At 66.7% G+C, this 24662-nt stretch carries 26 protein-coding genes; 13 read left to right on the forward strand and 13 right to left on the reverse strand.

The annotated features are described in order from the left end of the window. Positions 1–25: 25 nt before the first annotated feature. Both ACSC1S_RS04465 and ACSC1S_RS04470 read left to right on the forward strand, forming a co-directional pair. Positions 26–1762 (forward strand): bacterio-opsin activator domain-containing protein, encoded by a 1737-nt coding sequence (locus ACSC1S_RS04465; RefSeq protein WP_435363331.1) that lies wholly within the window; start codon positions 26–28, stop codon positions 1760–1762. Between the two features lie 102 nt (positions 1763–1864). Continuing rightward, on the forward strand, positions 1865–2716 hold the full coding sequence (locus tag ACSC1S_RS04470) for a UbiA family prenyltransferase (protein WP_435317707.1): 852 nt from the start codon (positions 1865–1867) through the stop codon (positions 2714–2716). A 21-nt stretch (positions 2717–2737) separates the two neighbouring features. On the opposite strand, the gene ACSC1S_RS04475 is transcribed toward ACSC1S_RS04470, so the two are convergent. Then, entirely contained in the window at positions 2738–3406 is a 669-nt protein-coding gene (locus ACSC1S_RS04475; RefSeq protein WP_435363332.1) for a DUF7978 family protein, read from the reverse strand. Positions 3407–3515: 109 nt separating this feature from the next. Between ACSC1S_RS04475 and ACSC1S_RS04480 the strand changes: the two genes are divergently transcribed. After that, positions 3516–4169, forward strand: coding sequence for a type 1 glutamine amidotransferase (locus tag ACSC1S_RS04480; RefSeq protein ID WP_435363333.1), 654 nt, complete (start codon positions 3516–3518; stop codon positions 4167–4169). A gap of 9 nt (positions 4170–4178) precedes the next feature. On the opposite strand, the gene ACSC1S_RS04485 is transcribed toward ACSC1S_RS04480, so the two are convergent. After that, the gene (locus ACSC1S_RS04485) at positions 4179–4562 is read right to left on the reverse strand and encodes a histone acetyltransferase (protein ID WP_435363334.1); all 384 of its coding nucleotides are present in this window, start codon (positions 4560–4562) and stop codon (positions 4179–4181) included. 7 nt (positions 4563–4569) lie between these two features. Then, positions 4570–5751 (reverse strand): redox-regulated ATPase YchF, encoded by a 1182-nt coding sequence (locus ACSC1S_RS04490; RefSeq protein ID WP_435363335.1) that lies wholly within the window; start codon positions 5749–5751, stop codon positions 4570–4572. Between the two features lie 145 nt (positions 5752–5896). Between ACSC1S_RS04490 and ACSC1S_RS04495 the strand changes: the two genes are divergently transcribed. Continuing rightward, a complete protein-coding gene (locus ACSC1S_RS04495) occupies positions 5897–6397 on the forward strand; it encodes a hypothetical protein (RefSeq protein WP_435363336.1) in 501 nt (166 codons plus the stop codon). A 24-nt stretch (positions 6398–6421) separates the two neighbouring features. Here the strand turns inward: ACSC1S_RS04495 and ACSC1S_RS04500 are convergent, their stop codons facing one another. Next, complete coding sequence (locus ACSC1S_RS04500; protein WP_369684398.1) at positions 6422–7276, reverse strand: polymer-forming cytoskeletal protein; 855 nt, start codon at positions 7274–7276, stop codon at positions 6422–6424. Positions 7277–7427: 151 nt separating this feature from the next. Here ACSC1S_RS04500 and ACSC1S_RS04505 point away from each other — a divergent pair, with 151 nt between their 5' ends. Both ACSC1S_RS04505 and ACSC1S_RS04510 read left to right on the forward strand, forming a co-directional pair. Further along, positions 7428–7625, forward strand: a complete 198-nt coding sequence (locus tag ACSC1S_RS04505; RefSeq protein ID WP_261650643.1) for a DUF5800 family protein — start codon at positions 7428–7430, stop codon at positions 7623–7625. A gap of 131 nt (positions 7626–7756) precedes the next feature. After that, entirely contained in the window at positions 7757–8005 is a 249-nt protein-coding gene (locus tag ACSC1S_RS04510) for a UPF0058 family protein (RefSeq protein ID WP_435363337.1), read from the forward strand. A 35-nt stretch (positions 8006–8040) separates the two neighbouring features. Here the strand turns inward: ACSC1S_RS04510 and ACSC1S_RS04515 are convergent, their stop codons facing one another. The 4 genes from ACSC1S_RS04515 to ACSC1S_RS04530 form a co-directional block, all read right to left on the reverse strand. After that, positions 8041–9294, reverse strand: a complete 1254-nt coding sequence (locus ACSC1S_RS04515; RefSeq protein WP_435363338.1) for a glycosyltransferase family 87 protein — start codon at positions 9292–9294, stop codon at positions 8041–8043. Then, positions 9287–9838, reverse strand: coding sequence for a DUF7097 family protein (locus ACSC1S_RS04520; protein ID WP_435363339.1), 552 nt, complete (start codon positions 9836–9838; stop codon positions 9287–9289). The genes ACSC1S_RS04515 and ACSC1S_RS04520 overlap by 8 nt, the downstream gene beginning before the upstream one ends. A 107-nt stretch (positions 9839–9945) precedes the next feature. Then, the gene (locus ACSC1S_RS04525; protein ID WP_435317716.1) at positions 9946–10251 is read right to left on the reverse strand and encodes a putative quinol monooxygenase; all 306 of its coding nucleotides are present in this window, start codon (positions 10249–10251) and stop codon (positions 9946–9948) included. A gap of 83 nt (positions 10252–10334) precedes the next feature. Beyond that, complete coding sequence (locus ACSC1S_RS04530) at positions 10335–12005, reverse strand: hydroxysqualene dehydroxylase (protein ID WP_435363340.1); 1671 nt, start codon at positions 12003–12005, stop codon at positions 10335–10337. Positions 12006–12162: 157 nt separating this feature from the next. Here ACSC1S_RS04530 and ACSC1S_RS04535 point away from each other — a divergent pair, with 157 nt between their 5' ends. From ACSC1S_RS04535 to ACSC1S_RS04550, 4 genes are all read left to right on the forward strand, one after another. Beyond that, positions 12163–12459, forward strand: a complete 297-nt coding sequence (locus ACSC1S_RS04535) for a NifU family protein (RefSeq protein ID WP_435363341.1) — start codon at positions 12163–12165, stop codon at positions 12457–12459. 37 nt (positions 12460–12496) lie between these two features. Beyond that, positions 12497–12844: a DUF192 domain-containing protein gene (locus tag ACSC1S_RS04540; RefSeq protein WP_435363342.1), complete on the forward strand. Its 348-nt coding sequence runs from the start codon at positions 12497–12499 to the stop codon at positions 12842–12844. Between the two features lie 282 nt (positions 12845–13126). Then, positions 13127–14665, forward strand: a complete 1539-nt coding sequence (locus tag ACSC1S_RS04545; protein WP_435363343.1) for a 2-isopropylmalate synthase — start codon at positions 13127–13129, stop codon at positions 14663–14665. A 57-nt stretch (positions 14666–14722) separates the two neighbouring features. Further along, positions 14723–15187 (forward strand): DUF7522 family protein, encoded by a 465-nt coding sequence (locus ACSC1S_RS04550; protein ID WP_435363344.1) that lies wholly within the window; start codon positions 14723–14725, stop codon positions 15185–15187. Between the two features lie 17 nt (positions 15188–15204). Here the strand turns inward: ACSC1S_RS04550 and ACSC1S_RS04555 are convergent, their stop codons facing one another. The 4 genes from ACSC1S_RS04555 to ACSC1S_RS04570 form a co-directional block, all read right to left on the reverse strand. Next, positions 15205–16317 carry a two-component system sensor histidine kinase NtrB gene (locus ACSC1S_RS04555; protein WP_435363345.1) on the reverse strand — a complete coding sequence of 371 codons (1113 nt, stop codon included), beginning with the start codon at positions 16315–16317 and terminating at the stop codon, positions 15205–15207. Between the two features lie 60 nt (positions 16318–16377). Next, positions 16378–17061 carry a helix-turn-helix domain-containing protein gene (locus tag ACSC1S_RS04560; protein WP_435363346.1) on the reverse strand — a complete coding sequence of 228 codons (684 nt, stop codon included), beginning with the start codon at positions 17059–17061 and terminating at the stop codon, positions 16378–16380. A 170-nt stretch (positions 17062–17231) separates the two neighbouring features. Next, positions 17232–18203, reverse strand: a complete 972-nt coding sequence (locus tag ACSC1S_RS04565; RefSeq protein WP_435363347.1) for a transcription initiation factor IIB — start codon at positions 18201–18203, stop codon at positions 17232–17234. A 90-nt stretch (positions 18204–18293) separates the two neighbouring features. Continuing rightward, positions 18294–19382, reverse strand: a complete 1089-nt coding sequence (locus ACSC1S_RS04570) for a M48 family metallopeptidase (RefSeq protein ID WP_435363348.1) — start codon at positions 19380–19382, stop codon at positions 18294–18296. Positions 19383–19576: 194 nt separating this feature from the next. Here ACSC1S_RS04570 and coxB point away from each other — a divergent pair, with 194 nt between their 5' ends. The 3 genes from coxB to ACSC1S_RS04585 are packed head-to-tail and all read left to right on the forward strand — an operon-like array spanning position 19577 to position 23318. After that, entirely contained in the window at positions 19577–20368 is a 792-nt protein-coding gene (gene coxB, locus ACSC1S_RS04575; RefSeq protein ID WP_435363349.1) for a cytochrome c oxidase subunit II, read from the forward strand. Continuing rightward, complete coding sequence (locus ACSC1S_RS04580) at positions 20365–23037, forward strand: cbb3-type cytochrome c oxidase subunit I (protein WP_435363350.1); 2673 nt, start codon at positions 20365–20367, stop codon at positions 23035–23037. Before coxB ends, ACSC1S_RS04580 begins: the two co-directional genes overlap by 4 nt. Positions 23038–23048: 11 nt before the next feature. Further along, positions 23049–23318 carry a cytochrome C oxidase subunit IV family protein gene (locus tag ACSC1S_RS04585; protein ID WP_435363351.1) on the forward strand — a complete coding sequence of 90 codons (270 nt, stop codon included), beginning with the start codon at positions 23049–23051 and terminating at the stop codon, positions 23316–23318. 178 nt (positions 23319–23496) lie between these two features. Here the strand turns inward: ACSC1S_RS04585 and ACSC1S_RS04590 are convergent, their stop codons facing one another. Then, positions 23497–24660: a hypothetical protein gene (locus ACSC1S_RS04590; RefSeq protein WP_435363352.1), complete on the reverse strand. Its 1164-nt coding sequence runs from the start codon at positions 24658–24660 to the stop codon at positions 23497–23499. Between the last annotated feature and the right edge of the window lie 2 nt (positions 24661–24662).

The raw sequence follows: 24662 nt of genomic DNA on the forward strand, positions 1-24662 counted from the left end.
CGTTCTATCTCCTATAAAGGTACCAATGGCTACAGAGTTGTCCGCGGAGTCGGACACACAGCGGTCGACCCCCACCGTCCTCGTCGTCGACGACGACCAGGACCTCGCAGACACCTGTCGATACTGGCTCGAAGGTGAGGGCTACCGCGTTCGAACCGCATACGGTGGCGAGGACGCACTGGACGTGGTCGACGAGGAGCAGGTGGACCTCGTCCTGCTCGACCGGCGGATGCCTCGACTCTCCGGGGACGAAGTCCTGGACGAACTCCGCGAACGCGGCCACGACTGTCCGGTGGCGATGATGACCGCAGTCGCCCCCGACACCGACATCGTGGACATGCCCTTCGACGAGTACCTCGTCAAACCCGTCGCCGAGGAGGACGTCCTCGACGCCGCCGAGGAACTCCTCGCCCGGGACTCCTTCTCGGAGGACGTCCGCGAGTACTTCGCGCTGGAGGCGACCGAGTCCGCCCTCTCCTCGCGTGACGAGGAGAACCTCCGCGACGCGGGCGTCCTCGGGGACCTCCGTGAGGAGCTCTCGGAGACCTACGAGGACCACGAGGCGGAGATCGAGCGTCGCGAACAACAGCTCGACCGCCTCGTCCACGTGAACCGCGTCATCCGGAGCATCGACCGGACGCTGGTCGAAGCCTCGACGCGCGAGACCATCGAGTCCGAGGTGTGCGAGGCGCTCGTCCGGACCGAGAGCTACTGCGCGGCGTGGATCGCCGAGTACAACGACCACAGCCGTGGCATCCAGATACGGAGTACGGCCGGCGGCCTGACCGACGACGTCGACGCCGACCCCGACGGGCAACTGCAGGAGTGTATCGCCGAGGCAGTCGAGTCCGGCCAGCCACAGGTGGTCTCCTCCATCGCCGAGTCCCACGGCGAGGCCGTCTTCGAGGATACCGTCGAGGCCAGCAAGACCGCGGCCGTCGTCGTCCCGCTCACCTACCGGGAGAAGTCTTACGGCGCGCTGGTCGTCTACACGGTCGAGTCCCACGTGTTCACCGACCACGAGCTGTCGGTGTTCGTCGACCTGGGCGAGCACATCGGGAACGGCATCAACGCCGTCGAGCAGCGAAAGCTCCTCCTGGCGGACACCATCGCCGAACTGGAGTTCCGCCACGTCGACACCGCAGACCCCTTCGTGGCGCTCTCTCGCGAGACCGGTGGGACGTTCACGCTCCGCGGGGTGGCCTCGACCGACGAGGTCGGGCTGACCTGTTTCGTCGAGGTGGAAGACGCCGACGCCGACGAGGTCCTCGAACGCGCGGCGGACCACGATGCGGTCGACCACGTTCGACTCGTCACCGAGGGCGGGGAGTCGCTGTTCGAACTCTCGGTGACGAGCGCGGCCATCGAGACGCTCTCGGACCTCGGCGCGACCGTGAACACGTTCCGGGTCGAGGACGGCGAGGGTCGCATCGTCGCCGAGGTCGCTCCCGACGCCGACCTGAAGGCCATCGTCGCGGCCGTCCAGTCGGCATTCCCGGAGATCTCCGTACTCTCGAAGCGGGAGGTCGAACGCTCCGTGCAGTCCACCGAGGCGTTCAAGCAGGGCCTCTCGGACAAGCTCACCGACCGTCAGCAGACCGCGCTCGAAACGGCGTACGCGGCCGGCTACTACGAGTGGCCCCGTGACAGCACGGCCGAGGAGGTCGCCGAAGCGATGGATATCGCCGCGCCGACCCTCCACGAGCATCTCCGGGCGGGCGAGCGTAAGCTGCTCGACGCGTTCGTCGACGAGACGAACTGACTGCGAACCGGAGACGTGGCCCGATGTCCGCGGGTCGGGTCGGCTCTCTCCGGGGGTTCTCACCCACCGAAGTTATGTCATCTTCGCGCGAATCGGTAGCATATGACGTTCTCCCGCCACGGGTCTGGTCTCCGAGCAGATGCGCAGGCGCTCGCCTCGCAGGTGCACCCCGTGTTCATGCTCCCGCCCATCGCGGCGTCCTGGTTCGGGAGCATCCTCGCCGGTGAGTTCGACCCGCTGCTGGGCGCACTCCACATGACCGCCATCTTCCTCGCTGTCTACACCGCCCACGTCAAGGACGGCTACGTCGACTTCTACGTCCGGGGCGAGGACGACGACCACCCGCTGACGGCCCGTGGATGTCGGCTCGCCCTCCTCGGGTCGAGCCTGGGCTTCGCCGGTATGCTGGTCGCGCTCTGGCTCGTGGTCGGGCCCTGGGCGGCGGCCCTGACCCTCCCAGGGTGGCTCATCGGCTACCACCACGCGCCCCAGCTCGACACCAACCCGGTCACGACCACGACGGGGTACCCCCTGGGCATCGCACTCGCCATCGTCGGGGGGTTCTACGTGCAGACCGGGACGCTCACCACCGTCGCACTCGCCTTCGCCGCGGTCTTTCTGGTCTTGCTCTCGGGCGTCAAGGTCGTCGACGACGCCCAGGACTACGACTACGACCGGTCCATCGAGAAGCGGACCGTCGCGGTCATCCTCGGCCGCGAGGGTGCCCGCCGCGCCGCGTTCACCATCATGGGCGTCGGGCTCTCGGCCGTCCTCGGTCTCGCCGCGCTCGGGGTGTTCCCGCCGTCTGCCGCGCTCGCCGTCGTCGTCTTCGTCCCCGTCGCGTACTTCGCCTACCGCGGGACCGAGGAACTCGCGACGATGCTCCTGGTCAGGGGCTGTTACGTCTTCCTGGCGGCGTTGCTCGTGGCGGTGTACTTCGAACCACTCGGGTGAGGCCGGCGCGCGAGTTCCCGTTTACGTCCGGTGCTTCGGCTGGCGGTCCTTCCCGCGCCGTCGCCACGGTGCCCGCCGGCCGATGGTCGCGCCCAGCATGCCGAAGAACGCCGGGTACGCGATTGCGGCGAACGCGATGGCGAACCAGGGGTTCGGCCCGATCTCCTGGGTCCCGAGGGATTCCAGTCCGGGGACCCCACTCGGGGCCTGCAGGGTCGACACCAGCATGAACAGCACGGCGACGAAGAAGTAGCCGACGAACACGGCCAGGCCGCCCCGGACCCACGAGGTGTTCTTCGGGCGGCGCTTCGCGGTCACGTACCCCGCGACGACGAGCAGTGCCGGTGGGAGCAGGTACAGCCCCATGAGGCGGCTGTTCGCCGCCGCCAGCAACGCCAGTGTGCTGCCGCCCTCGGCGAAGGCTTCCGCTGGGCCGAACGTGACGCCGTCGGTCGGAACCAGATGGGCGTTGTAGTACACCCACGCGGAGACGCGCCAGCGGCCGAACTCGGTGACCGCGAGGGCGGCCTCGCCGTAGTAGCGCATCTTCACGAGGAAGTGGACGAGGCCGAGGCCGACGAGGAACGCGAACGCGCCGATAGCCGCGCCCTTCACCCAGAGGAACAGGGTCGCGACGCTATCGGGCTCGGTGTCGCGCTTGAGTTGTCTGTAGTCGTGGCCTCCGGCCATCGTGTCTCGTTGGTTCCCTACCCGGACCTGAGTATTCAACTTGACGGAGTTACTGGGTCTTTTCGGTCCGAACCGAACGATTAGGCTGCCCGAGTCCGATGTGTCACTGATGCTCCTCTCCCTGGAGAACGAGGTCGACCCCGACGCCAGGTATCTCGGCGACGCGCTGCGGTCGCTCCTCACCGACTACGAGACGTACGACTGCGTCCGCGACGGTGGCCACCCGGACCGCACGGAGTACGACGACATCGACGGGGTCGTCGTCGGTGGGAGCACCGCCGGCGTGTACGAGGCGGACGACCACCCGTGGATGCGCGAGGAGGCCGCCTTCGTCCGGGAACTGGTCGACCGGGGTGTTCCCGTCCTCGGCGTCTGCTTCGGCCACCAGCTCGTGAACGAGGCACTGGGCGGCCGGGTCGAACACCACGGGCTCGCCCATCGGCTCGTCGATGCCGACCTCGAAGCAGACCCGCTGCTCGACGGTGTGAACCCGACGATTCCCGCGGTCCACGGCGACCGCGTGGTCGAGCTGGGCGACGGGATGGAACCCATCGCCGCGACCGACGACTACCCGTACTTCGCGGCGCGCCACCGGGACGCGCCGGTGTGGACCGTGCAGTACCACCCCGAGTTCCAGCGCGACCTGCTCCCGCGAATCACCGCGGACTTCGGCTGGACCGAGACCGAACTGTCGTGGGCCGACGTGACGACTGAACGGACCCTCCGGAACTTCGAGCGACTGGCGAGTGAGTACTCGGGCTGAGCGGGGAGTTCAGTCCGCTTTCGCGGCCGCCTGGCACCGGTTTATCCACTGTGTCTGGTAGGTCTCGGCGCTGACCAGCTGCCCGTGGAGGTCGTCGATTCGCGTGATATCGGCCTCCCGGCACCAGTCCACACAGCGCCGGTACAGGTCCCGCGGGTGGTCGTCGCGGTCGTGGATCACCCTGAGTTCGGTTTGGCCCGCTAGCGATGCGACGAACGCCCGGGTGTGACCGTCGATGAGCGTCCACTCCCCGTCGAGGTCGATGACCGGGAGCGGGTCGTACTGCGGGTCGTCGGGGTCACACCACGAGAGCACGCCGTCGAGCTTCGCCTGGCTCAGGTAGAGCTGGCTGGGCTGTGGCTCGTCGATGGGGAGGGTGAACGAGTCCGTCATCCGTGGCTCACTTCGCCGTCGAGACGATCTTCACCACGTCGCCTTCTTCGAGCTCGTAGCTGTCGGAGATGTCCCGGTTGGACTTCGCGTCGACCGCGTGGAGGTAGCCGTCGCCGATGTCGGAGTGGACGGTGTACGCGAGGTCGACCGGGGTCGACCCCCGGGGGAGCAGGAAGGCGTCGGGGAGGACGTTCCCCTTCGCGTCGGTCCACTTGTTCGCGTCCTGGACCGGGAACGCCGTCAGGTGGTCCAGCAGGTCGTACACCGCGTAGTTCAGGGCTTCCTGGACGCCAGTACCGCCCCACTGGTCGAGCGTGCCCTGGAGGGCAGCCAGGGCGTCTCGCTGGCCCTGCGAGATGTCGCCGACGATCTCGAACGTCTCGTCGCCGGGGTCGTAGTCGATGACGCCCGCCTCGGCCCCTTTGCGGAGCGCGAGCTCGCCCTCGGCGGTCGTCGGGATGACCGGCTTGTCGCAGTCGAGCAGGCGCTGGACGTTCTCCTCGGACGCCACGTCGGCCTTGTTCGCGGCGACGATGATGGGCTTCGTCCGGGCGCGAATCTCGCGGGCCAGGGCCTCCCTGTCCTCGTCCTCCCACTGGATGGGGTCCGCCGGGTAGTCGAGGTCGCGAAGGACGGCCTGCACGTCGGCCGGGCCCGCGCCGAAGCCGGTGAGCATGTCCGCGAGTGCGTCGTCCAGGTCGAAGTCCGGGGAGCGGGACTTGCGCTCGACGGACTCCCAGTTCCGGGTCACGATACCCGTGAGCCACATGTCCATCTCCTCCTCGATGAAGTCGATATCCTCCAGGGGGTCGTGACTCCCCGGTTCGACCGGCTCACCTTCAGCGTTCGTGGCACCGGAGGCGTCGACGACGTTGATGATGACGTCGGCGTTCGTCAGCGCGTCGAGGAACTGGTTTCCCAGGCCCTTCCCCTCGTGTGCGCCCGGGACCAGCCCGGCCACGTCGAGCAGTTCGACCGGGACGTAGCGCTTGCCGCCGTGGCAGTTGTCGTCGCCACAGCGTTCCTCTCGCTCCAGACAGGGGCACTCGGTCCGGACGTGGGTCACCCCGCGGTTCGGGTCGATGGTGGTGAAGGGGTAGTTCGCGATGTCCACGTCCGCGAGCGTGGCCGCCTTGTAGAAGGTAGACTTGCCCGCGTTCGGTTTGCCAGCGAGCGCGATGGAAAGCATGCTATCCTGTAGCGTCGCTGGGGGAAACTGCCTTTCGGTCGCGTGGTGCTACCATGGGCCTGCGTGACAGAAACCACGGCACTGCGACGCGGTGATCCTTCGATTCGAAACTAATTAACCGGGTTCCGTTAGAGAATCAACAGAAATGCGACGACGAGCCCTCCTCGCCAACGTCTCGACAGGAATCGCCCTCCTCTCCGCCGGCTGCACCACGACCGTCAGCGTCGACGACCAGCCCGGTGGCAGCGCCGGCTCCGGTGAGACCGACCCGACCGACGGCGCGACCACCACCTCGGCCCGAACCACGCAGTACGCCCCGAACATGGACTTCCGAATCGTCCGCGTCGACGACGAGACGGTCAAACTCGTCCACATGGAAGGCAAGCAGGTCGAAGACGACGTGACCGAGAAGGTCACCGTCTCGGTCGACGGCCAGCAGGTCCCGGTCCTCGACGAAGCCGGTGCCGAACACGAGTACCTCGTCGCCGACGACACCGCCCTCGGTGCGGGCGAATCCGCCGCCACGACCTACCCCGTCTCGACGGGGAACCGGTTCTTCGTCAAGGCGTCCGGGAACGCAGCCATCGCCGTGGTCTGGTACGGTGAGGACGGCCGCGTCGCTGTGCTCGAAGAGAAACAGGTCTGAGAGGACCGAGTGCTTCGCCCGCCGTCACTCGATATCGCGGTTCGCGATACCGGCCATCGTGATGTTCCCACGGGCCCGCATCGTCCCGTCCACCTCGGCACCCTTCGAGAGTTCGAGGTCGGAACAGGAGACGTCGCCGAGGACGAGCGCACCGGGGGCGATCCGCACTTCGCCCTTCCGGGTCGTCACGTCGCCGTGGACGCGGGTGCCTTCGCCGATGAAGATGTCGTTCTTGGCGCGGAGGCTCCCGAAGATGTTGCAGTCCTCGCCGACCGTGATGGATTCGGCGCGGAAGTTACCGTGCAGGCGGCACTCGTCGCCGATCTCCGCGGGCGTCGAGACGCGCCAGGCGTCGTCGCTCACGGTGGCGTTCCGTGGCACGACGAGCGGGTCCTCGTCCGGGTCTTCCTCGTCGGTCATCTCGTTGACCAGCTGTTTGGCGGCCTCCTCCTCGCCCATGAGCATGAGCTGTTTGAGGTAGACGAACAGGAAGACGATGGTCGGCATCGGGTTGCGGATGACGATCCAGCCGTTGGCCTCGAAGCCCTCGGCGATGTCGACCTCGTCACCGATGTCGAGGTCGCCGGAGACCAGCAGCCGCCCGCCGATATGGGTTCGCTCGCCGATGAACGCGTCCCGGCCGACCAGGACGTTCCCCGCCACGTCGGACCACATGTCGAGCCGGCAGTCGGCCTCGGCCTCCACACCGCCTTCGATGCGGATGCCTTCGCCACCGAGGACGTTGCGCCCCCGGACGCCGAACTCGACCGTCGAACGCCCACCGATGAGGACGTCCCCGTCGGTCACGAGGTCGTGTTCTTCGACCGTCGTGCCATCGGGAATCGAGAGTTCGTCGAGTGGGTCCGTATGCAGCGACACACGAGCACATCGTCTCTAGGGCGTATTAAACCCCTCGTCGGCGTCTGACGCGTGTCTGACGCTGGTCTGCTGGTGTGCCTCCTCGCCGGGGAGTGGTCGCCAGTTGGTCCGTCTCATCAGGGTTTTATTCGTGAGTCCCATCAGCCAAGCTATGACCACGCTTTCGTTCGACGATGACGGCTGTGACGTCGTGTACGAGGGGACCGAGTTCCGACTCGAGAAGGAGCTCATCGAGGAGGCGACCGGGAAGAACTACTTCGACGTGACCGACCACGAGGTCCTCCAGATCGTCGAGAAGAACCCGGCACTGTCCGGCGAGCCGCGACGTATCGGTGACATTCTCGGCTGAACCGCCGTCAGCGACGGTTCTGAAATCCGCATCTTCTGGGCCGTTTCGAAAACCCATAGACACGTTCACCGGGGGTTCTACCTTCCGCAGGCGACGGGTTTAGGCTCACCGAATCCCTAGCAACGAAACGAATGCGAAAACAGGAGCTCCTCCACCTCCACCAGTTGCTCAGCAAGATACGCTCGGTCATCGAGACAGAGGGTCCCGTCCCCCCGGGTGCGTTCGCACCCTACGACGAGTACGGGGTCGGCCCGTACTCGTTCAACCGGCAGAAGGCAGACCACGAGGAAGCCATCTACCGGCTCCTCGACGGAATCGTCGCCACTATCCAGGCGCGCACCCCCGAGACGGCCGAGCCCGTCGACGAGATGATTCTGTAGGGCCACGAAGTCCCGCTCGACGATGTCGATGTCGCTTACTGGCCAGACTCGGCCAGCGAGTGCAGCCAGACACACGCCAGCATGGCCAGCACCAGCCCGCACGTGGTCGGGGACGCGAGCGTGAACAGCGGCCGGAGCACGGTCGCCAGCCCGCCCCCGACTGCTGGGACCGTCGCGAGCCACGCGAGCAGCGTGCCGGCCGATGCTGCCGCCGTCGAGAGCGCTGCGCCGGCGAGGAAGAGCTGTCGTGGCCGCCGGAACGGGTCCGTCGCCGGAAACAGGTACAGCAGCGGGAGCAGCGGGAACAGCGCGTACACCACGTACACCTGGTACGACGGGAAGAACAGCAACAGCCCGACGACCGTCGTGAACGCCGCGGTCAGCCGTCGGCTGTGGGTCGACACGTCCCGGTAGCAGAACGCGACCGGCGGGGCGAGCAGCGCGAACGCCGCCGCCGCGTGGACCGCGCTCCCGGCTGTCGGGAACAGGTGTGAGGTGGCCCGCCGAAGCGTCATGTAGGTCGCACCGATGGGGAGGCCGCCCCGGAACGCCTCGATGCCGGTCCGTTCGTGCAGCACCACGTCCAGATAGGTCGCGACGAGGTCGGGACCGAAGACGAGGAGCCCGAGCAGGTGCAGGCCGATGCCCGTCACGACCGCGGCGGCGACCCCCCGCCAGGCCCGTCGGCGCAGGAGCCAGACGCCGACCACGGCCGGGAACACCTTCACGAACGCGGGGATGGCGAACGCGGTTCCGGAGAGCCACTCGCGGTCGCGTTCCAGCGCGACGAACCCAACCGCGAGCGAGAGCGCGAGATAGACGTTCACCTGCCCGTAGAACACCGAGCCGATGCGGTAGCTCGAGACGAGACAGACCGCCGCGAGCAGGAGTCGGTCGACCCGGGTCAGGTCGACGCCGTGCGCCTCGACGTATCGCCACACCAGCACCGCCAGCGCCAGGCCAGCGGCCAGGTTCAGTCCGGTGAAGACGGCGAACCCGACGGGCTGGGAGAGCAGGGCGAAGGGGAGGAAGGGGAGTACCGCGATGGGCGGGTAGAGGAACGTGAACTCGGGGGCCACCGCGGGCGCGACGGCGTAGACCGGCCCGCCGTCGAGGGCTGCCTGCGCCGCCAGCCGGTACACCGCGAAGTCGACACCGAGGAACGAGGGCGCACGCGACCACACCGAGAAGAGGTGGCCACCCCCGGCGAGCACCGCGAGCACGAGGACGAGTCGCGCCCCGGAATGGGGCGTCGGTGTGCTCGCGTCGCTGGGTGCTGCCTCACCCATCCTGCCTCCCGTCCCCGTCCTGGAACCGCTCGTTGGCCGTCTGGAACCCGAGCTCGTCCATCTCGCGGCCGCGACGCTCCTCCAGTGCGGCGATGGCTTCCGGGTCGGGGCTCGCGTCGTCCGTGACCCGCGCCCACGAGTTGTGGACCTTCGCGTGGCACCAGCGACAGAGGTACACCGTTATCTCGTGACTCGTCTCGCGGTCCTCACTCGCGTAGGAGAGGTGGTGCTCTTCGAGGAGCGGCCGGTCGGTCGAGTCGTGGGCCATGCGCTTCTCTTCGAGCCCACAGCGGGCGCACTCGCGGTCGGTCGCGGTCGCCCGGAAGTGCGGGCAGTCTGCCCAGGTCCAGTCTTCGTCGGATTCGTCGCTGACGACCGGGCAGGCGAACTCCTCCTCACGGCGGGCCATCGCGAACTCGCGGTCGTGCTGTGGGTGCTCGAACGCGTACCGACAGGTCCCCTCACCGGTCAGGTGGTCGCATAGCTCGGCGTGGTCGTAGGGGTCGTCCACCCCGACCGGGGTGCCCGTCGGCGTCTTCTTCATCTGCTGGTACGGGGGTTGGCAGGAGTGGGATTTGGGTCTGTTGGAAGCGCGAGCAGGCGTGCTGTCACCGCGGGCGGCGGCGACGGCATCGTCGCGTCGAGGCCCGCTTACAGCTCGAGTTCGGTCGCCGAGTCGACGTCGAAGCGCGTCACCGAGGGCTCCCCGGCGAGGAGGTCGGGCAACGCCGCTTCGAGTTGCTTGAAGTGGTCCGATTCGGCGTGGGCACCGAAGGCAGCCTCGTCCTCGTACTGTTCGAAGACGCGGATCTCGTTCGGCCGTTCGATGTTCGTCGTCACTCGATAGTCGATGGCTCCCTCCTCGGCGCGGGACTGTTCCGCCAGTGTCTGGAACTGCTCGAGTGCCGCGTCACGTCTGTCGGGGTCTATCGGGAACACCGCGTGAATGACCAACATTACACGCACACCGACGGGCGGTACCCTGAAAAAGCCGTGCCGGTATTGCACCCCTGCTACCGCAGGGACCGGTCGCAGTCACGTCACTCCGAGAAGAACCGCCCGAGCAGCGGCGACGCTCGCACCCCACGATACGCCGTCCAGAACTGGTCGCTCCCGGCCGCGGGGTGGGGGAGCCCGAGTCGCATGTTCAGCGCATCGTGTTGGCGACCTGGCTCGAACACGGCAGGCCACTCTAACTCCCAGAGGGAACACCGGTCCGCGGTGCTTCCGACCCGGTCGAGTATCGCGTTGACCGCCCGGCGGGCCGCCTCGTTCGCACACTCCATGCTGGCGAGGTCGGTCTCGGTGCGGACGTAGTCGGCAGCGAGCACGAGGTTCGGGCACGCGGTTCTGGCCTCGGGGCGGTACTGGTGGCTCCCCACCGTGTTGATGAGCAATGGTGCGTCGTTGCGGAGCTCGCCTGCCTCGTCGTCCCACCTGATGGCTGGGTCCAGATAGGAATCGAGGAGCACGTCGTCGGGGAAGACCGCCTCGCCGCGGTTCAGATGCGCTTGCAACTGCGCCCAGACCTCGTCGGCGACCTCCTCCCGGGTGCACTCGCGGGCTGGCTTCCCGTACAGGATGCCGGGTTCGTCCCACTCGGAGACGATGACGGAGAGAACGCCCTCGCACTCGTCGTAGGCGTCGAAGTCGTGGTCGTCCCAGAACTGCCGCTGGCTGATGGACGTGAGCGCCCACGGCGAGTCGTAGTAGACGCTGTGACCTCGAACCGTAGGCACGTCCCGCCGGAGGTAGAACTGGATGCCGTTCATCCAGCCGCGGTCGAGTTCCCGGACCCCGGCAAGCGACGGGGCGGCCGCTTCGAGGCCGGGCGTCAACAGCGAGCGGACCACGTCGGATGGAAGCGCGAGGACGTACTGGTCGGCCGTGGCGACGCGCTCCCCATCGTCCATCTCGACTCGCGCGCCCGTCACGCGCTCGCCGTCGGCTTCGATGCCGGTCACCGTTGCCCCGGTGTGCAGCGTCACGCCGAGGTCTCGCAGGTGGGCGACCCACGGGTCGATGAAGACGTCGTTGGTCGGGCCATCGAGCAGCCGGTCGGCGTGGAGGTCCGAATCGAACAGCCCCCTGACCAGCTGCAGGTAGATTCGTCCGATGGTCCGCGCGCTCGACACCTCGGGACGCATCGCGACCAGGGACTGTGTGACCCCGTAGCCGAGGAACGTCTGGTACGCGTCGGACATCTCGTCGGCGCGGATGAACTCCCACCAGGAGACGTGTTCGTACTCCTCGTCCCATCGCCGTTCGCAACTCGACAGCAGCGTCAGCAACTTGTTCGCGAAGAACACCGACTCGTCGCGCGGGACCTTCGAGCCGAACATGTTCTCGAGACGGTCACGCCAGCCGGCCAGCGAATCCGGCACCGACACCGCCATCTCGCGGGAATCTCCGGTCGTGAACGCCTGGAAGACGGTGTCGCTGCTGACGAGGTGATCGTGGACGGTCCCGTCGGCCGTCGGAATCCGCTGCATGGTGTCCGGGAGGTGCGTGTAGAAGCCGGGTAAGAACCGGAACCCGTGTTCTGCGGGGAGCGCGGCCTCGCCGTCGGCCGGTCCCGGAAAGCTCCGGGCCTTGCCGCCGAAGCGGTCGTGGTGCTCGTACACCGTCACGTCGAAGCCGCGTGTCGCCAGTTCGTGTGCGGCGCTCAGGCCGCCGATACCGCCACCGAGGATAGCGATCTCGTGTGTCATCTGGATGTCGCGAGGGCGCGCCCCGTCGTTTGCCGGGGGTTAGGAACGGGCCGACAAGTAGCTTGCCCGGGATATCTCCTGGGACGAACCTCGAGGCGCAGGCGCGGTGTCGACCGGAGTGAGAAGGCATTTCCCGGTCCGGGTCCTCGAATATCCTATGACAGACGAGGCCGACCTCAGGGACCGCATCGGCCAGTTCCTCGCGCGGAACTTCCCGCAGATAGAACTGCACGGCGGGAGCTACGACATCGCCCACCTCGACGCCGAGGCGGGGACCGTCACCGTGTTGCTCACCGGTGCGTGTGACGGCTGTGGCATCTCCGAACTGACCATCGGCGCAGTCCGGGGCCGACTGCTCAGTCAGTTCCCCGAACTGACCGACGTCAGCGTCGAGACCGGCATCGGCGCGGACGCTGGCCCGATACAGGACGACTTCTCGGACGTCCCGTTCTGATACGAACCACTATACTCCGGGGTGACGAACTGTAGGTGTGCGACTGCTTCACAGCACAGGTGAGCGAGCGCGGATACTCGCCAGCGACGTCGAGATCGCGGACACGATGCTTTCCCGGGCGAAGGGCCTGATGTTCAGGCGCTCCATCCCGGACGACTACGCGCTCGTCTTCCAGTTCGACGAGCCCAGGCCACGCGACGTCCACATGCTGTTCGTCCCGTTCCCCATCGACGTGCTCTGGCTGGTCGGCGACGAGGTCGTCCACAAGAAGCGGCTCCGGCCCTGGATCGGGCTGGGGCGAGGGACGGCCGACACGCTGGTCGAACTCCCGGCTGGCGAGGCGGACGACATCTCTGAGGGCGATATCGTCCGGCTGGAGTCGTGACCGGGCCGCGGTCTGGCGGTCGTGGTCACTCGCGGACGCTTGGAATGTCAGGCTCACATATAATGGCCCGCGGTAGCCACCTTCCAGATGGCGACTCCCCTATGTCGCCAGGCGGAGGATCCCCCTCTCACCCCTTCGTCTTTCGGGATGCAGCCGCCGTGGGGCCGTTTTCGGAGAGACCACTGGCACCAAGCGACAATATTTGCAAGAGCGACAGGTCCACCTGTCGAACTGACTCGCTTAACCCCCTCGACGGTCTTCTCCCAGTTGGACTAATGACCGGTGAACGTTTTATTCGGGGGCTCCCCCGAACACACACAGCTGTCCCAATCTAACGTGCGATTCCTGGACACTACGCTCCGCGACGGCGAACAGGCACCCGGCGTCTCGATGACGCCAGATGAGAAAGTAGAGGTAGCGAGAGCGCTGGATTCGGCCGGCGTCTCGTTCATCGAGGCAGGCAGCGCCTGCACCGGTGAGGGCGAACGCGAGACCATCTCGGAGGTCACCGCCCAGAAGCTCGACGCGACGATAACGAGCTTCGCGCGCGGCATCCAGCGCGACATCGACCACGCGCTCGACTGCGGCGTCGACGGGGTGAACCTCGTCGTGCCCGCCAGCGACCGCCACGTCAAGACGAAGGTCGGCTCCTCGCACGAGGAGGTCCTCGACCGGACCGCCGACCTCGTCGCGTACGCCAAAGACCACGGTCTCTGGGTCGAGGTCATCGGTGAGGACGGTTCCCGGGCCGACCTCGACTACCTCGACCGGCTCGCGGCAGCGTCGTTCGACGCCGGTGCGGACCGGGTCTGCTACGCCGACACGGTCGGTCACGCGGGCCCCGAACGCACCGCCGAAATCGTCGGCGTGCTGGCCGAACACGGGCCGACGAGTGCGCACACCCACGACGACCTCGGGCTGGGTGTGACGAACGCTCTGGCCGCCATCAACGCCGGGGCGGACCTCGTCCACGCCACGGTCAACGGCATCGGCGAGCGCGCCGGCAACGTGGCACTCGAGGAGGTCGCGATGGCGCTCAAGCACGTCTACGACGTGGATACCGTCGATACGACCCAGCTCTACAGGCTCGGTGAGGTCGTCGCCCGAACGACGGGCATGCGCCCCGCACCGAACAAGGCCGTGACCGGCGAGAACGCATTCGCCCACGAGTCCGGTATCCACACGGACGGGACGCTCAAGGACGACCGGATGTACGAACCGTACCCGCCCGAGATGGTGGGTCGCGAGCGCCGCATCGTCCTCGGGAAGCACACCGGGCGTGCAGGCGCACGCGCCGCGCTCTCCGAGCACGACGTGGAGGTCACCGACGAGGAACTCGGTCGTGTCGTCGAGCGCGTCAAGGAGATGGCCGGCCGCGGCAAGCGCGTCACCGACGCGGACCTGCTCGCGGTGGCCGAGGACGTCACCGACCACGAGCGCGACCGCCGCGTCGAACTGCTGGAGGTCAACGCGACCTCGGGGAGTTCGGTGCCGAGTGCGGCTATCAGGCTCGACGTCGACGGCGAGGAGGTCGTCGCGTCGGGCACCGGCTCCGGCCCGGTCGACTCCGCCGTCTCGGCCGTGAAGTCCGCGGTGAAGGACTTCGGCGACGCCCACCTCAAGTCGTACCACGTCGACGCCGTCACCGGCGGCACGGACGCGGTCGTGACCGTCGAGGTTACGATGGCGCGCGAGGACCGCGAGGTGACCGTGGCTCACAGCGACGCCGACATCACCCGCGCCAGCGTGACCGCCATGGTCGACGCCCTCGACCGGTTGCTCACGGACACGCCGCGAGCGACACCGACAGCAGACGACTGACGGTCGACACGACTTGCACGGATTTTTAACCACCAATTCGCGTATACACTAGTGGGGATGCCTTACGACAGTCCGACTCAATCGCCGGCGCGGGCGCAGTTCGCCGACGAGACGCGCTCGGAGAAGCGGATCGTCGAACGGACGGATGGGGTGGTCGAGCGATTGCGAGAGGAACTCGGAGACGACCTGAGCCTGGTCGCGTTCTACAACGAGGACGTGCTGGAGATACACTTCGTCCACGAGACCGTTCGGGAACAGTACCAACAACAGGGCCTCGACGCACTCGCGAGCGACCTCTGTCTGGACGCACGCATGGGGGACGCCTATCAGGAGTCACTCGTCCAGCTCGGCCAGCTCAACTTCGTCGTCACGGGCTTCGACGACGGGCTGCTGGCGCGGGTACCGCTCGGGCAACAGGTCGGGGTCGCGGTCACGACGAACCTGAACGCGGGCGACCGCATCACGACACTGGTCCCGCGGGTCGTCGACGAGCACGACATCGTGGTCGCCTCCCGGGGCTGACGCGGGCGAGGCTGGATTCAGTCGACGATGTCGACACTCGTTATCTCGAAGCGAGCACCGGTAGCGGCCGCGCTGCCGTCGCTGCTCCCATCGACGGGGTCACCGCCTCTGGGTGACCCACCGTCGGTGCTCGTTTCGGGACTGCGGTTGGTCGCCTCGATGTCCCAGCCGTGGGCGCCGATGATGGTTCGAACGACAGAGAGCCCGAAGCCGTGGCCGTCCTCTCTGGTGGTGAACCCGTGGTCGAACACTTTGTCACAGTACTCCTCGGGGATGCCTGGTCCGTCGTCTTCGACGTAGAACCCGTCCTCGAGTGGGCCGACCCTGAGGGTCACCGTCTCGCCACCGTGGTCGACCGCGTTCCGGAACAGGTTCTCGAACACCTGACAGAGTCGGTCCGGACTCGCCAGGATTGGCGGCACCTCGTCGTACAGCAGCGTCACGGATTCGGGCAGGGTGCCCACGCTCGCGGTTTCGATGACGTCTTCGAGGTCCGTCCGGACGGGGTTTTTCACCATCCCACCCTGCCTGGCGACGCTGAGCAGGTCCACGATGAGCCGCTCCATCCGGTCGGTCACCGCCTCGATATCGTCGAGGTGGGACGCGTCGTCCGTATCTCGGTAGAGGTCGAGGCGTAGGTTTACCACGCTGAGCGGCGTTCGCAGGTCGTGCGAGAGGATGTCGGTGAACTCCTTCAGGCGGTCGTTCTGGCGCTCGAGCATCCGCTGGTACTGTTTGCGTGCGGTCTCGTCGTGGCTGACGATGGTGAATCCGTGTGGTTCACCGTTCAGTAACGCTGCCACCGTACAGATGGCCCAGAAGACCGACCCGTCGGCCCGTTCGTGCCAGTGTTCGACCTCGATGGGCTCCTCCCGTGCATTCGCCAACAGGTCGGACAGTCTGAACGGGGCCTCCTCGCCGGCTGCCCACAGCCTATCCAGTGGCGCACCGATGATGTCACTGGTCTCGTACTTGTACAGCTCCGCCGCCGTCTGCGGCCAGGTTTCGATTTCCCCCGCTTGACTGGTGGTGAAAATGGCGTAACCGTTCGCGGACTCGATGACCTTCCGGTACCCCGCCTCTCTCGAACCCAGTCCGGAGTCCCTGGCCTCCCTGGCACTCCGGTCCATAGAAATATTACTCGTCTGACGGGCATAGGGAGAGACACGGTAGGTACCGTGTTTTATATACTACGTCAGGCTCTCGTCCGTCTCGAACAGGTCGATGTCCGACCCGGTTATGAGGGTGTACTTGACGAGCGACCACTGGGCACGTCGGAGCCGGTCCGAGAGCGCCTGCTGGGAGATGCCGAGGTCGGCCGCGACCTCCGCGAGCGTGGCCTTGCGCGGTGTATCGAAGTAGCCGAACTCCCACAGCCGCGCCATGGCCACGGTCTGCTTCGGCGTCAGGCCGAAATTCGCACCGGGTTGGACCCGTTCGCGGCGACTGAGTTGCAGCGTCGAGAAGTTGACGCCGGCCTCGACGAGTTGGTCCCGGAAGGTGACGAGTCCGGTCTGGTCGGCGAAGTCGACGCGGAGCAACCAGCCATCGCTGTTCCCGGCGGTGTTGAGGAACGTGCCGTCGATGTCGGCGTAGATGGAGGCGATGGTGCCGCGCTCCTCGTTCCACTCGACTCGGAACAGTGCCGACCCCTCGAACGTGTCGACCCGGGTCAACGACGCCACCGACGGGTCCGCCACGGCAGCCGCCTCGAAGGCGTCGAAGTCGTCCGTCGTGGCCCAGAAGTACCGCGAGAGGACGTTCGGGGAGATGGTCACCCGGACGAACTTCACCTGCGTCCCGGGGACCGTCAGGATGGCCTCGCCGAGCGGGAACTTCTCGACCGGTAGCTTGAACCGCCCGGTGATTATCACGCCCTGACTTGGAAGGGAAGGTGCTTGACGGTTCTGGCAACTGGCACCATCACACATAGCTTGCTGCCGGTAGCCGCGTCGCATGGCTTGCCGTCGGTAGCCGCGTCGCATGGCTTGCTGCCGGTAGCCGCGTCGCTCCGGTGTCGGGGGCGCAACCGCGGTAGAAAGAATCAGTACGCGCTGTCGCCGGCGTCGGCGGCTTCCAGCAGCTCCTTGTAGCGGTTCCGGATGGTGACCTCGCTGACCTTGGCCACCTTGCTCACGTCGTTCTGGGTGACGCGCTCGTTGACCAGCAGCGAGCCGGCGTACACCGCGGCGGCCGCGAGGCCGACCGGGGACTTCCCGGACTGGAGGCCCTTCTCCTTCGCGGTGCGGAGGAGTTCGCGGGCCTGCATCTCGGCCTCGTCGGAGAGTCCGAGGTCGCTGGCGAAGCGGGCGACGTAGCTCTCGGGGTCGGCGGGGGCGACCTCCAGGCCGAGTTCGCGGACGATGTACCGGTAGGTCCGCTTGAACTCCATCGGGTCGACGCGGCTCACCGCGGCCACCTCGTCGAGCGACCGGGGCGTCCCGGCCTGCCGCGCCGAGGCGTACAGGGCTGCCGTGGCGACGCCTTCGATGGACCGGCCGGGAAGGAGGTTGTCCTCCAGGGCCCGGCGGTAGATGACGCTGGCCGTCTCACGGACGTTGTCCGGGAGGCCGAGCGAGGACGCCATCCGGTCGATCTCGCCGAGGGCCTGCTTCAGGTTGCGCTCCTTGGAGTCGCGGGTGCGGAAGCGCTCGTCCCAGGTGCGCAGACGCTGCATCTTGCGGCGCTGGCGGCTGGAGAGGGCCCGCCCGTAGGCGTCCTTGTTCTGCCAGCCGATGCTGGTCGACAGGCCCTTGTCGTGCATCATCTGCGTCGTGGGGGCACCGACGCGGGACTTCTCGTCCTTCTCTGCGGAGTCGAACGCGCGCCATTCCGGCCCGCGGTCGATGCTGTCCGTCTCGACGACGAGACCACACTGTGAGCAGACGGTCTCGCCGTGCTCCTGGTCGACGTTCAACCGACCGTCACACTCGGGGCACGTGCGAGATTCGACCTGCTCAGTGGTCTTGGGTGTCTCCGACTCGGCACTGAACGTGCGAATTCGTGTATCTGACATCGTGGGGGAGGGCAAGCGGCCTGGGCGCTCCCCGGCCGCGCTTGCTAACCGAAAGTTAGCGGTGATGGAATATAAACTTTTCGTGGGTATTTATATGTCTGCGGGACTTTCCAGCCGGTCGATGCGTGTCGAAACTGCCGGGTGGACGTCGAGCAACCGACTGGTCGTCCCGGTCGGCTCGAAGATGAGTCGGTGCGCCAGCAGCGTCTCCAGCGCCCGGGCCATCGCGTCGGAGCCGACCTTCTGGGCGGCGTCGCGGTCCGCGACGAACTCGGTGCGGCGGATGAGCTTGAACCACAGGACGGCGTAGGGGACGAGGCCGATACCGACGGCCTGGACGAGTTCGGGGTAGCCGAACTCGACGCCGACGAGGAGCGGGAGGACGACCGCCGCGGCGAGGCCGAACCGCGTGACGACGTGGCCGCGCTGGTGGTGGGCGACCTCGTGGGCGAGGACGGCCGACAGCTCGTCGTCCGCGAGCAGGTCGAACACAGTCTCGGTGACGAACACGTAGCGCAGTCCTGGGACGACGCCAGCCGCGAAGGCACAGCCGACCCGGGTCCGTGGGTCGACGATGCGCAAGCGCACCGACCCCGAGAGGACGTCCGCGACGCGCTCGCGTTCGGCCGGGGTCGGCGCTCTCGTCCGCAGCCCGACCCGGAGGACGACCGGCGAGAGCGAGATGATGAGGAGCACGACACCGAGCGAACCGAGCACCCGTGGCCACCCCTGCGGGACGGTTCTGACGAAGGCGGCGATGACGGTGACAGCGAGCGTGACCGCGACCGCCCGGGTCACGAACCACCAGAGGACGAACCACGCCGACAGCGCGAGATGGCGCACCCGTTCGCGGTACGGCGCGACGGCGACGGCGACGGCCGCGATGGAGGGCAGGATACCGAAGACGAACACGCCCGCACCGACCACGACCGGTCTGAGGACCATCGGCAGCTCGTCGAACAGCAGCTGGAGCGAGACGGCGGTTCCCACCGCTCGCGCGAGCAACAGGTTCGCCCCGATGGCCGTGGCGTAGCCGATGCGCCGGAGATGGCGCAGCCGCGCCGCAGTCAGGGGGTCCCGTGCCGACCGTTCGGTGAGTCTCTCGGCCATCGACTGGAAGACCACGTACCAGCCGAGGGCGAACAGCAAGTGGACCAGAACGGCGACGACGAGGGACACTACGATTCCCTTGGCCGTGTGGGGAATTGAACTTTGGCCTCGGTTCGGGTGGTGGCGCTCCTCGTGCGCCGACCGTGCAACCCGCCCGAGACTGGGTGTGCGAGTACTGTGTCAATCCTCATCCCGTGTTACCATTTCGCGTGTTAACTATACACAATATATAAATAGCCACCCGAACGACGTTACAGTAATCCATGTACGGGGGAATCGTGTTGCAGGCCGGCGGTTCCGGCGGCATCGTTCCGCGAGGGTCACGTGCTGAGATATTCAGCCAGATCTTCGACGTGTTCGTCGCCCTCGGGGCGCTCGTCGGCGCCGTGGTATTGTCGTACATGCTTTACAACGCGTACAAGTATCGAGACCATGAGGGACGGCCCGAGGATGACGGGTACGAACGACCCGTCCTCGGTGAGATTCCGACCGGTGGCGGCCACGGTCGCAAACTCCTTCTCTCGTTCAGCCTCAGTGCGGTCATCGTCATCTCGCTCGTCCTCTGGACCTACGGCGCGCTCCTCTACGTCGAACAGGGCGCGGCCGCGACCCAGCCCAGCCCGGACAGTGCAGAGGTCATGACCATCGAGGTGACGGGCTACCAGTACGGCTGGAAGTTCACCTACCCGAACGGTGAGCGGGTCGATGGGACGCTCCGGATTCCAGAAGGCAAGGAGATACGCATAGAGGTGACATCCGAGGACGTCTTCCACAACTTCGGGATACCACCACTCCACGTGAAGACCGACGCGGTTCCGGGCCAGACCACCGTGACGTGGTTCGGCCCGGCCGAGGCGGGTGAGTATCAGGCACAGTGTTACGAACTCTGCGGCGCAGGGCACTCCTACATGGTGGCTGACGTCATCGTGATGGAGCAGTCCGAATTCGAGACGTGGTACGAGAACATGGGCAACGAAAGCACCAGCGACAGTTCGAACAGTAGCAGCGTCACCCAGCCCGCGCTCGACGTGGCTGCCATGGAGGTCCACGCATGAGCGCTGACGAGACACCCGACGACCACCGACCCGAGGACGGGGCCGACGAGGCTAGCTCAGACGGCGAACCTGAACAGCCCCGCCCAGACGGCGGCCACGAGCCCGACGGCGGCACCCCGGTCGTCGGCGGCGACTCGCTCCCACTGGACGTGCCCTCGGGGCACGAATCCGAAGACCACGGCCTCCCACCCCTGTATTCGATTCGGCGCTGGTTCGTCACGACGAACCACAAGGACATCGGCATCCTCTACACGGTGACGGCGCTGTTCTTCCTCATCTTCGGTGGCGTGCTCGCCCTGCTGATGCGGGCCGAGCTGTGGGCCCCCGGCGCGAACGTGATGCAGGCCAACGCGTACAATCAGGCGGTCTCCGCCCACGGCCTCATCATGGTCTTCTGGTTCCTCTCGCCGTTCGCACTCGGGTTCGCGAACTACATCGTCCCGCTGCAGATCGGGGCGGAGGACCTGGCGTTCCCGCGACTGAACGCGGTGTCGTACTGGATGTACCTCGCCTCGGGCGTCCTGATGGGCATCTCGTTCTTCCAGGGCGGCACGTTCGCCGGCGGGTGGACGATGTACGCCCCGCTGAACATGCCGGTGTACACGCCCGAGGTCGGCGGCTCGACCGCCGTCCTCGCGCTGTTACTGTTCGTCGTCGGTGTCACGGTCGGGTCCGTGAACTTCCTGACGACCATCCATCGCATGCGTGCGGAGGGCATGACGCTCCGACGGATGCCGCTGTTCACCTGGAGCATCCTGCTCACCATCTGGATGATGCTGTTCGCGTTCGCGGCCCTGCTCGCCGCACTGATGCTGCTGAGTTCCGACCGGCTGCTCGGGACGACCTACTTCGCGACCAGCAGTCCGAACGGGTCGTTGCTGTGGGCGCACCTGTTCTGGTTCTTCGGCCACCCGGAGGTGTACATCGTCTTCTTCCCGGCGCTGGGAGCGATGGCCGAGATCTTCCAGACGTTCTGTGGCCGGCGCATCGTCGGGCGCAAGTGGTTCATCGGCGCGATGTTGCTCGTGGCGATCCAGAGCTTCATCGTCTGGATGCACCACATGTTCCTGACCGGCATCAACCTCGAGATAAAGACGCTGTTCATGGCGACCACCATCGGCATCTCACTGCCGTTCGACCTGATGGTGTTCGCGCTCATCTACACCATGTTGAAGGGGAAGATACGCTACAAGACCCCCTTCCTGTTCGCCTTCGGCGGGCTCGTGCTGTTCATCCTCGGTGGCATCACCGGGGTGTTCCTCGGCGCGGTCGTGCTCGACTACTCGTTCCGTGGCACCTACTGGGTCGTCGCGCACTTCCACTACGTCATGGTCGGCGGGGTGACCGGGCTCATCGGTGCGCTCTACTACTGGTTCCCCAAGATGACCGGCCGGATGTACGACGAGTTCCTCGGGAAGGTGAACTTCGCGCTGTACTTCATCGGGTTCAACCTGCTCTACTTCCCGATGTTCATCGCCTGGGAGACCCCGCGGCGCGTGTTCAACTACGCACCCGGGTTGACGAGCTGGCACCAGGTCGCGACCATCGGCGGGTTCATCCTCGGCGCGTCGTTCCTCGTGCTGTTCTACAACCTGTTCAAGAGCCTCTTCGACGGCGAGCCGGTCGACGGCAACCCGTGGCAGTACGCCTCGACGGCGGAGTGGACGGTCCCCTCCCCACCACCGCTTGAGAACTTCCCCGGCACGCCGACCTACGCCGACGGCTCGCTCAAGTTCAAGGGGGCGACCGCCGACGCGAGTAGCGGGGCAGCAACTGCGGACGGCGGGACCGCGAAGACCGACGGCGGCATGGTGGCCGCGAGTGCCGGCTCCGAGCTGATGGACACCCACGAGGAGCACGGCCACGAGGAGAGCCACGCGAGCCTCTGGCCGTTCATCCTCGGCCTCGGGTCGCTCATCACGCTGTTCGGCTTCTCCGGGATGATGGACGGAGCTTTCCCGCCGGGAATCGAGGGTGGCATCTACATCGGGAACGTCATCGTCGGCCTCATCATCGTGGTCGGCGCGTGTATCGGGATGGCCCGGGAGTCGTTCCACGGCCCCGTGGGCCCGTTCGGCGAGAGCTGGCCGTTCGCCGGCGTCAGCAACATGAAGCTGGGCGTCTGGCTCTACCTGGCCAGTGACATCGTGCTGTTCGGCGCGTTCATCGGCGCGTACGTGTTCTCCCGGGTCGCCTACGGCTGGACCGACTGGCACCACCTCATCACGCCAGAGCACGTCGTCTTGCCAGGTCTCATCAACACGTACATCCTGTTGACGAGTAGTTTCGCGGTCGTGCTCGCACTCGTCGCGGCCGAGAAGGGCAGTCGCCTCGGCGTCGTCGCGGGGATGAGCACCACGTTCGTCCTCGGCGTGGCCTTCCTGGTCAACAAGGGGCTGGAATGGATACACCTGTTCCACGCCACCTCCGGGGGGTTCACGGAGGGGTGGAACATCTCGACGAACATCGCCTCGACGACGTTCTACGTGACGACCGGCCTGCACGGCCTGCACGTCATCGTGGGGCTCATCATGGCGTTGTACATGATCGCCAGGGCCTGGCGGGGAGCCTACCTGGACGACGAAGCACCCATCGAGTACTTCGGCCTGTACTGGCACTTCGTCGACATCGTCTGGTTGTTCCTGTTCCCGCTGTTCTACATCCTCTGAGGTGAACAAAAATGTCACATACCAAACTATACACGGTGATATACGTGGTGTTGTTCGTGCTGGCGACCGTTCAGGCGCTCATCGAGATGCTGGGGTACCTGGAGTCGGCGTACTGGGCTGCCTTCGGCATCATCATGGTGCTGTCGTTCGCGAAGGCGGTCGTCGTCGCGGGGTATTACCAGCACCTGCGCTGGGAGCCCCGGTCGGTGACCACGCTGGTACTCATCGGCCTCATCGCGGCGGTCGCGCTGACGACCGCGGCGTCGTACTCCATCCTGTAGGCCGCCACCGTCTTCGTTTCTCCACGGCTGTTACACTCGCGACTGCACGACCACAACCCCGATGAGCCCTGCCAGCGTGCAGACAGGTATGCAGGTCCGCGCGGCGACACCCGCAGATGTCGAAGAGACGGTCGTCGAGATGCACAAGGAACTGTGAACAGACGAGGTGGACGGGTCCTCAGCGTTCGCACGCCTCGTCCACGCCGGCCGAAAGCGTCACCGCGTTCGCGGTCAGGAGCGCGATAGCCCCCACCAGGAACACGGTCGCGAGCGGCGACTCCGGGTCGGTGAACGCCCAGTACAGTGGACTCGCCGAGGCACCGAAGGCCGCACTGGCGACGCCGTAGATCGCCGGGCCACAGCAACAGCAGGCGGTCGCGCCGGTCGTCGCGAGCGCGCCGGTGACGCCCTGGACGGTCCCGCCGTCGGTCGCAGCGCGGTCGGCCGCGGGTCCATCGTCGGCGCTCCGGGCGCGCCACGTCGCCACGCCGAGGGTGGCGTTCATCGTCACCAGCCCAGCCAGCACCACGACCACGAGCGCGGTCCCGACCGAGACGGCCGCGAACAGCGGAATCGAGGGCCGGTACAGTTCGATGGCGGGCCACATCACCAGCGGGCTGGTGAACTCGGTGACGACGGTGAACGCCTCGCCCTGGGCCGGCGGCACGTCCTCGGGGTTGAACGAGAGCAGCCCCGAGGAGACGACGAAGAAGGCGGTGAAGCCGAGTCCCGCAAGTGCGCCCACAGTCCGGGCACGCCGGCCAGTCCGGGCGAGCGCGGGGACGACCTCGGTCCAGACGATGTAGCCGAGGACCACGGGGACCGCGAGCACCAGCACGTAGCCGAGGGGATGGAAGACGGTCCCGCGGGGGAGCAGCTGTGGATACGCGACCCAGAGCCCGAGGAGGGTCCCCAGAACCGGATAGGCGTGGTGGTCGCCCCAGCGGGTGTGGTACAGGACGAGGCTGGCCAGGGCGATGCCCATCCCGCCGAAGAAGGTCAGCACAGGGTAGTACACCCGGGTCAGGGGCGTCGTCCCGATGGGTTCGACCTGCAGTTCGACCAGCCCGACGACGCCCAGTGCGGTCATCGAGACACCGACGAGGAGTCCGACAGCGGCCAGTCGCGGGTCGAGCCGACTCCCGAAGCGCTGCCAGAACCGGTCGCGGAGCGCGGTCGCACCCAGCACACCGAGGCCGATGACCAACAGCGTGAGCAGGATGACGTGCGGGACGCCCCCGTGGACGGTCCCCTCGTGAGCGCTGGCGGTCGGGACGAGCGAGAGGCTCGCGATGGTGAGCAAGAGCGTCGTCAGGCGGCGGTCGAGTGGTAGTCGGTGCATGG

Origin of the sequence: Haloarchaeobius pelagicus, assembly GCF_051207375.1 — an archaeon.
GTDB lineage: Archaea > Halobacteriota > Halobacteria > Halobacteriales > Natrialbaceae > Haloarchaeobius.

What these genes read in the sequence shown, in the direction of transcription:
- ACSC1S_RS04465 (WP_435363331.1), top strand. Translation starts at nt 26, where the DNA reads ATGGCTACAGAGTTGTCCGCGGAGTCGGACACACAGCGGTCGACCCCC.
- ACSC1S_RS04470 (WP_435317707.1), top strand. Translation starts at nt 1,865, where the DNA reads ATGACGTTCTCCCGCCACGGGTCTGGTCTCCGAGCAGATGCGCAGGCG.
- ACSC1S_RS04475 (WP_435363332.1), bottom strand. Translation starts at nt 3,406, where the DNA reads ATGGCCGGAGGCCACGACTACAGACAACTCAAGCGCGACACCGAGCCC.
- ACSC1S_RS04480 (WP_435363333.1), top strand. Translation starts at nt 3,516, where the DNA reads ATGCTCCTCTCCCTGGAGAACGAGGTCGACCCCGACGCCAGGTATCTC.
- ACSC1S_RS04485 (WP_435363334.1), bottom strand. Translation starts at nt 4,562, where the DNA reads ATGACGGACTCGTTCACCCTCCCCATCGACGAGCCACAGCCCAGCCAG.
- ACSC1S_RS04490 (WP_435363335.1), bottom strand. Translation starts at nt 5,751, where the DNA reads ATGCTTTCCATCGCGCTCGCTGGCAAACCGAACGCGGGCAAGTCTACC.
- ACSC1S_RS04495 (WP_435363336.1), top strand. Translation starts at nt 5,897, where the DNA reads ATGCGACGACGAGCCCTCCTCGCCAACGTCTCGACAGGAATCGCCCTC.
- ACSC1S_RS04505 (WP_261650643.1), top strand. Translation starts at nt 7,428, where the DNA reads ATGACCACGCTTTCGTTCGACGATGACGGCTGTGACGTCGTGTACGAG.
- ACSC1S_RS04510 (WP_435363337.1), top strand. Translation starts at nt 7,757, where the DNA reads ATGCGAAAACAGGAGCTCCTCCACCTCCACCAGTTGCTCAGCAAGATA.
- ACSC1S_RS04515 (WP_435363338.1), bottom strand. Translation starts at nt 9,294, where the DNA reads ATGGGTGAGGCAGCACCCAGCGACGCGAGCACACCGACGCCCCATTCC.
- ACSC1S_RS04520 (WP_435363339.1), bottom strand. Translation starts at nt 9,838, where the DNA reads ATGAAGAAGACGCCGACGGGCACCCCGGTCGGGGTGGACGACCCCTAC.
- ACSC1S_RS04525 (WP_435317716.1), bottom strand. Translation starts at nt 10,251, where the DNA reads ATGTTGGTCATTCACGCGGTGTTCCCGATAGACCCCGACAGACGTGAC.
- ACSC1S_RS04530 (WP_435363340.1), bottom strand. Translation starts at nt 12,005, where the DNA reads ATGACACACGAGATCGCTATCCTCGGTGGCGGTATCGGCGGCCTGAGC.
- ACSC1S_RS04535 (WP_435363341.1), top strand. Translation starts at nt 12,163, where the DNA reads ATGACAGACGAGGCCGACCTCAGGGACCGCATCGGCCAGTTCCTCGCG.
- ACSC1S_RS04550 (WP_435363344.1), top strand. Translation starts at nt 14,723, where the DNA reads ATGCCTTACGACAGTCCGACTCAATCGCCGGCGCGGGCGCAGTTCGCC.
- ACSC1S_RS04555 (WP_435363345.1), bottom strand. Translation starts at nt 16,317, where the DNA reads ATGGACCGGAGTGCCAGGGAGGCCAGGGACTCCGGACTGGGTTCGAGA.
- ACSC1S_RS04565 (WP_435363347.1), bottom strand. Translation starts at nt 18,203, where the DNA reads ATGTCAGATACACGAATTCGCACGTTCAGTGCCGAGTCGGAGACACCC.
- coxB (WP_435363349.1), top strand. Translation starts at nt 19,577, where the DNA reads ATGTACGGGGGAATCGTGTTGCAGGCCGGCGGTTCCGGCGGCATCGTT.
- ACSC1S_RS04580 (WP_435363350.1), top strand. Translation starts at nt 20,365, where the DNA reads ATGAGCGCTGACGAGACACCCGACGACCACCGACCCGAGGACGGGGCC.
- ACSC1S_RS04585 (WP_435363351.1), top strand. Translation starts at nt 23,049, where the DNA reads ATGTCACATACCAAACTATACACGGTGATATACGTGGTGTTGTTCGTG.
- ACSC1S_RS04590 (WP_435363352.1), bottom strand. Translation starts at nt 24,660, where the DNA reads ATGCACCGACTACCACTCGACCGCCGCCTGACGACGCTCTTGCTCACC.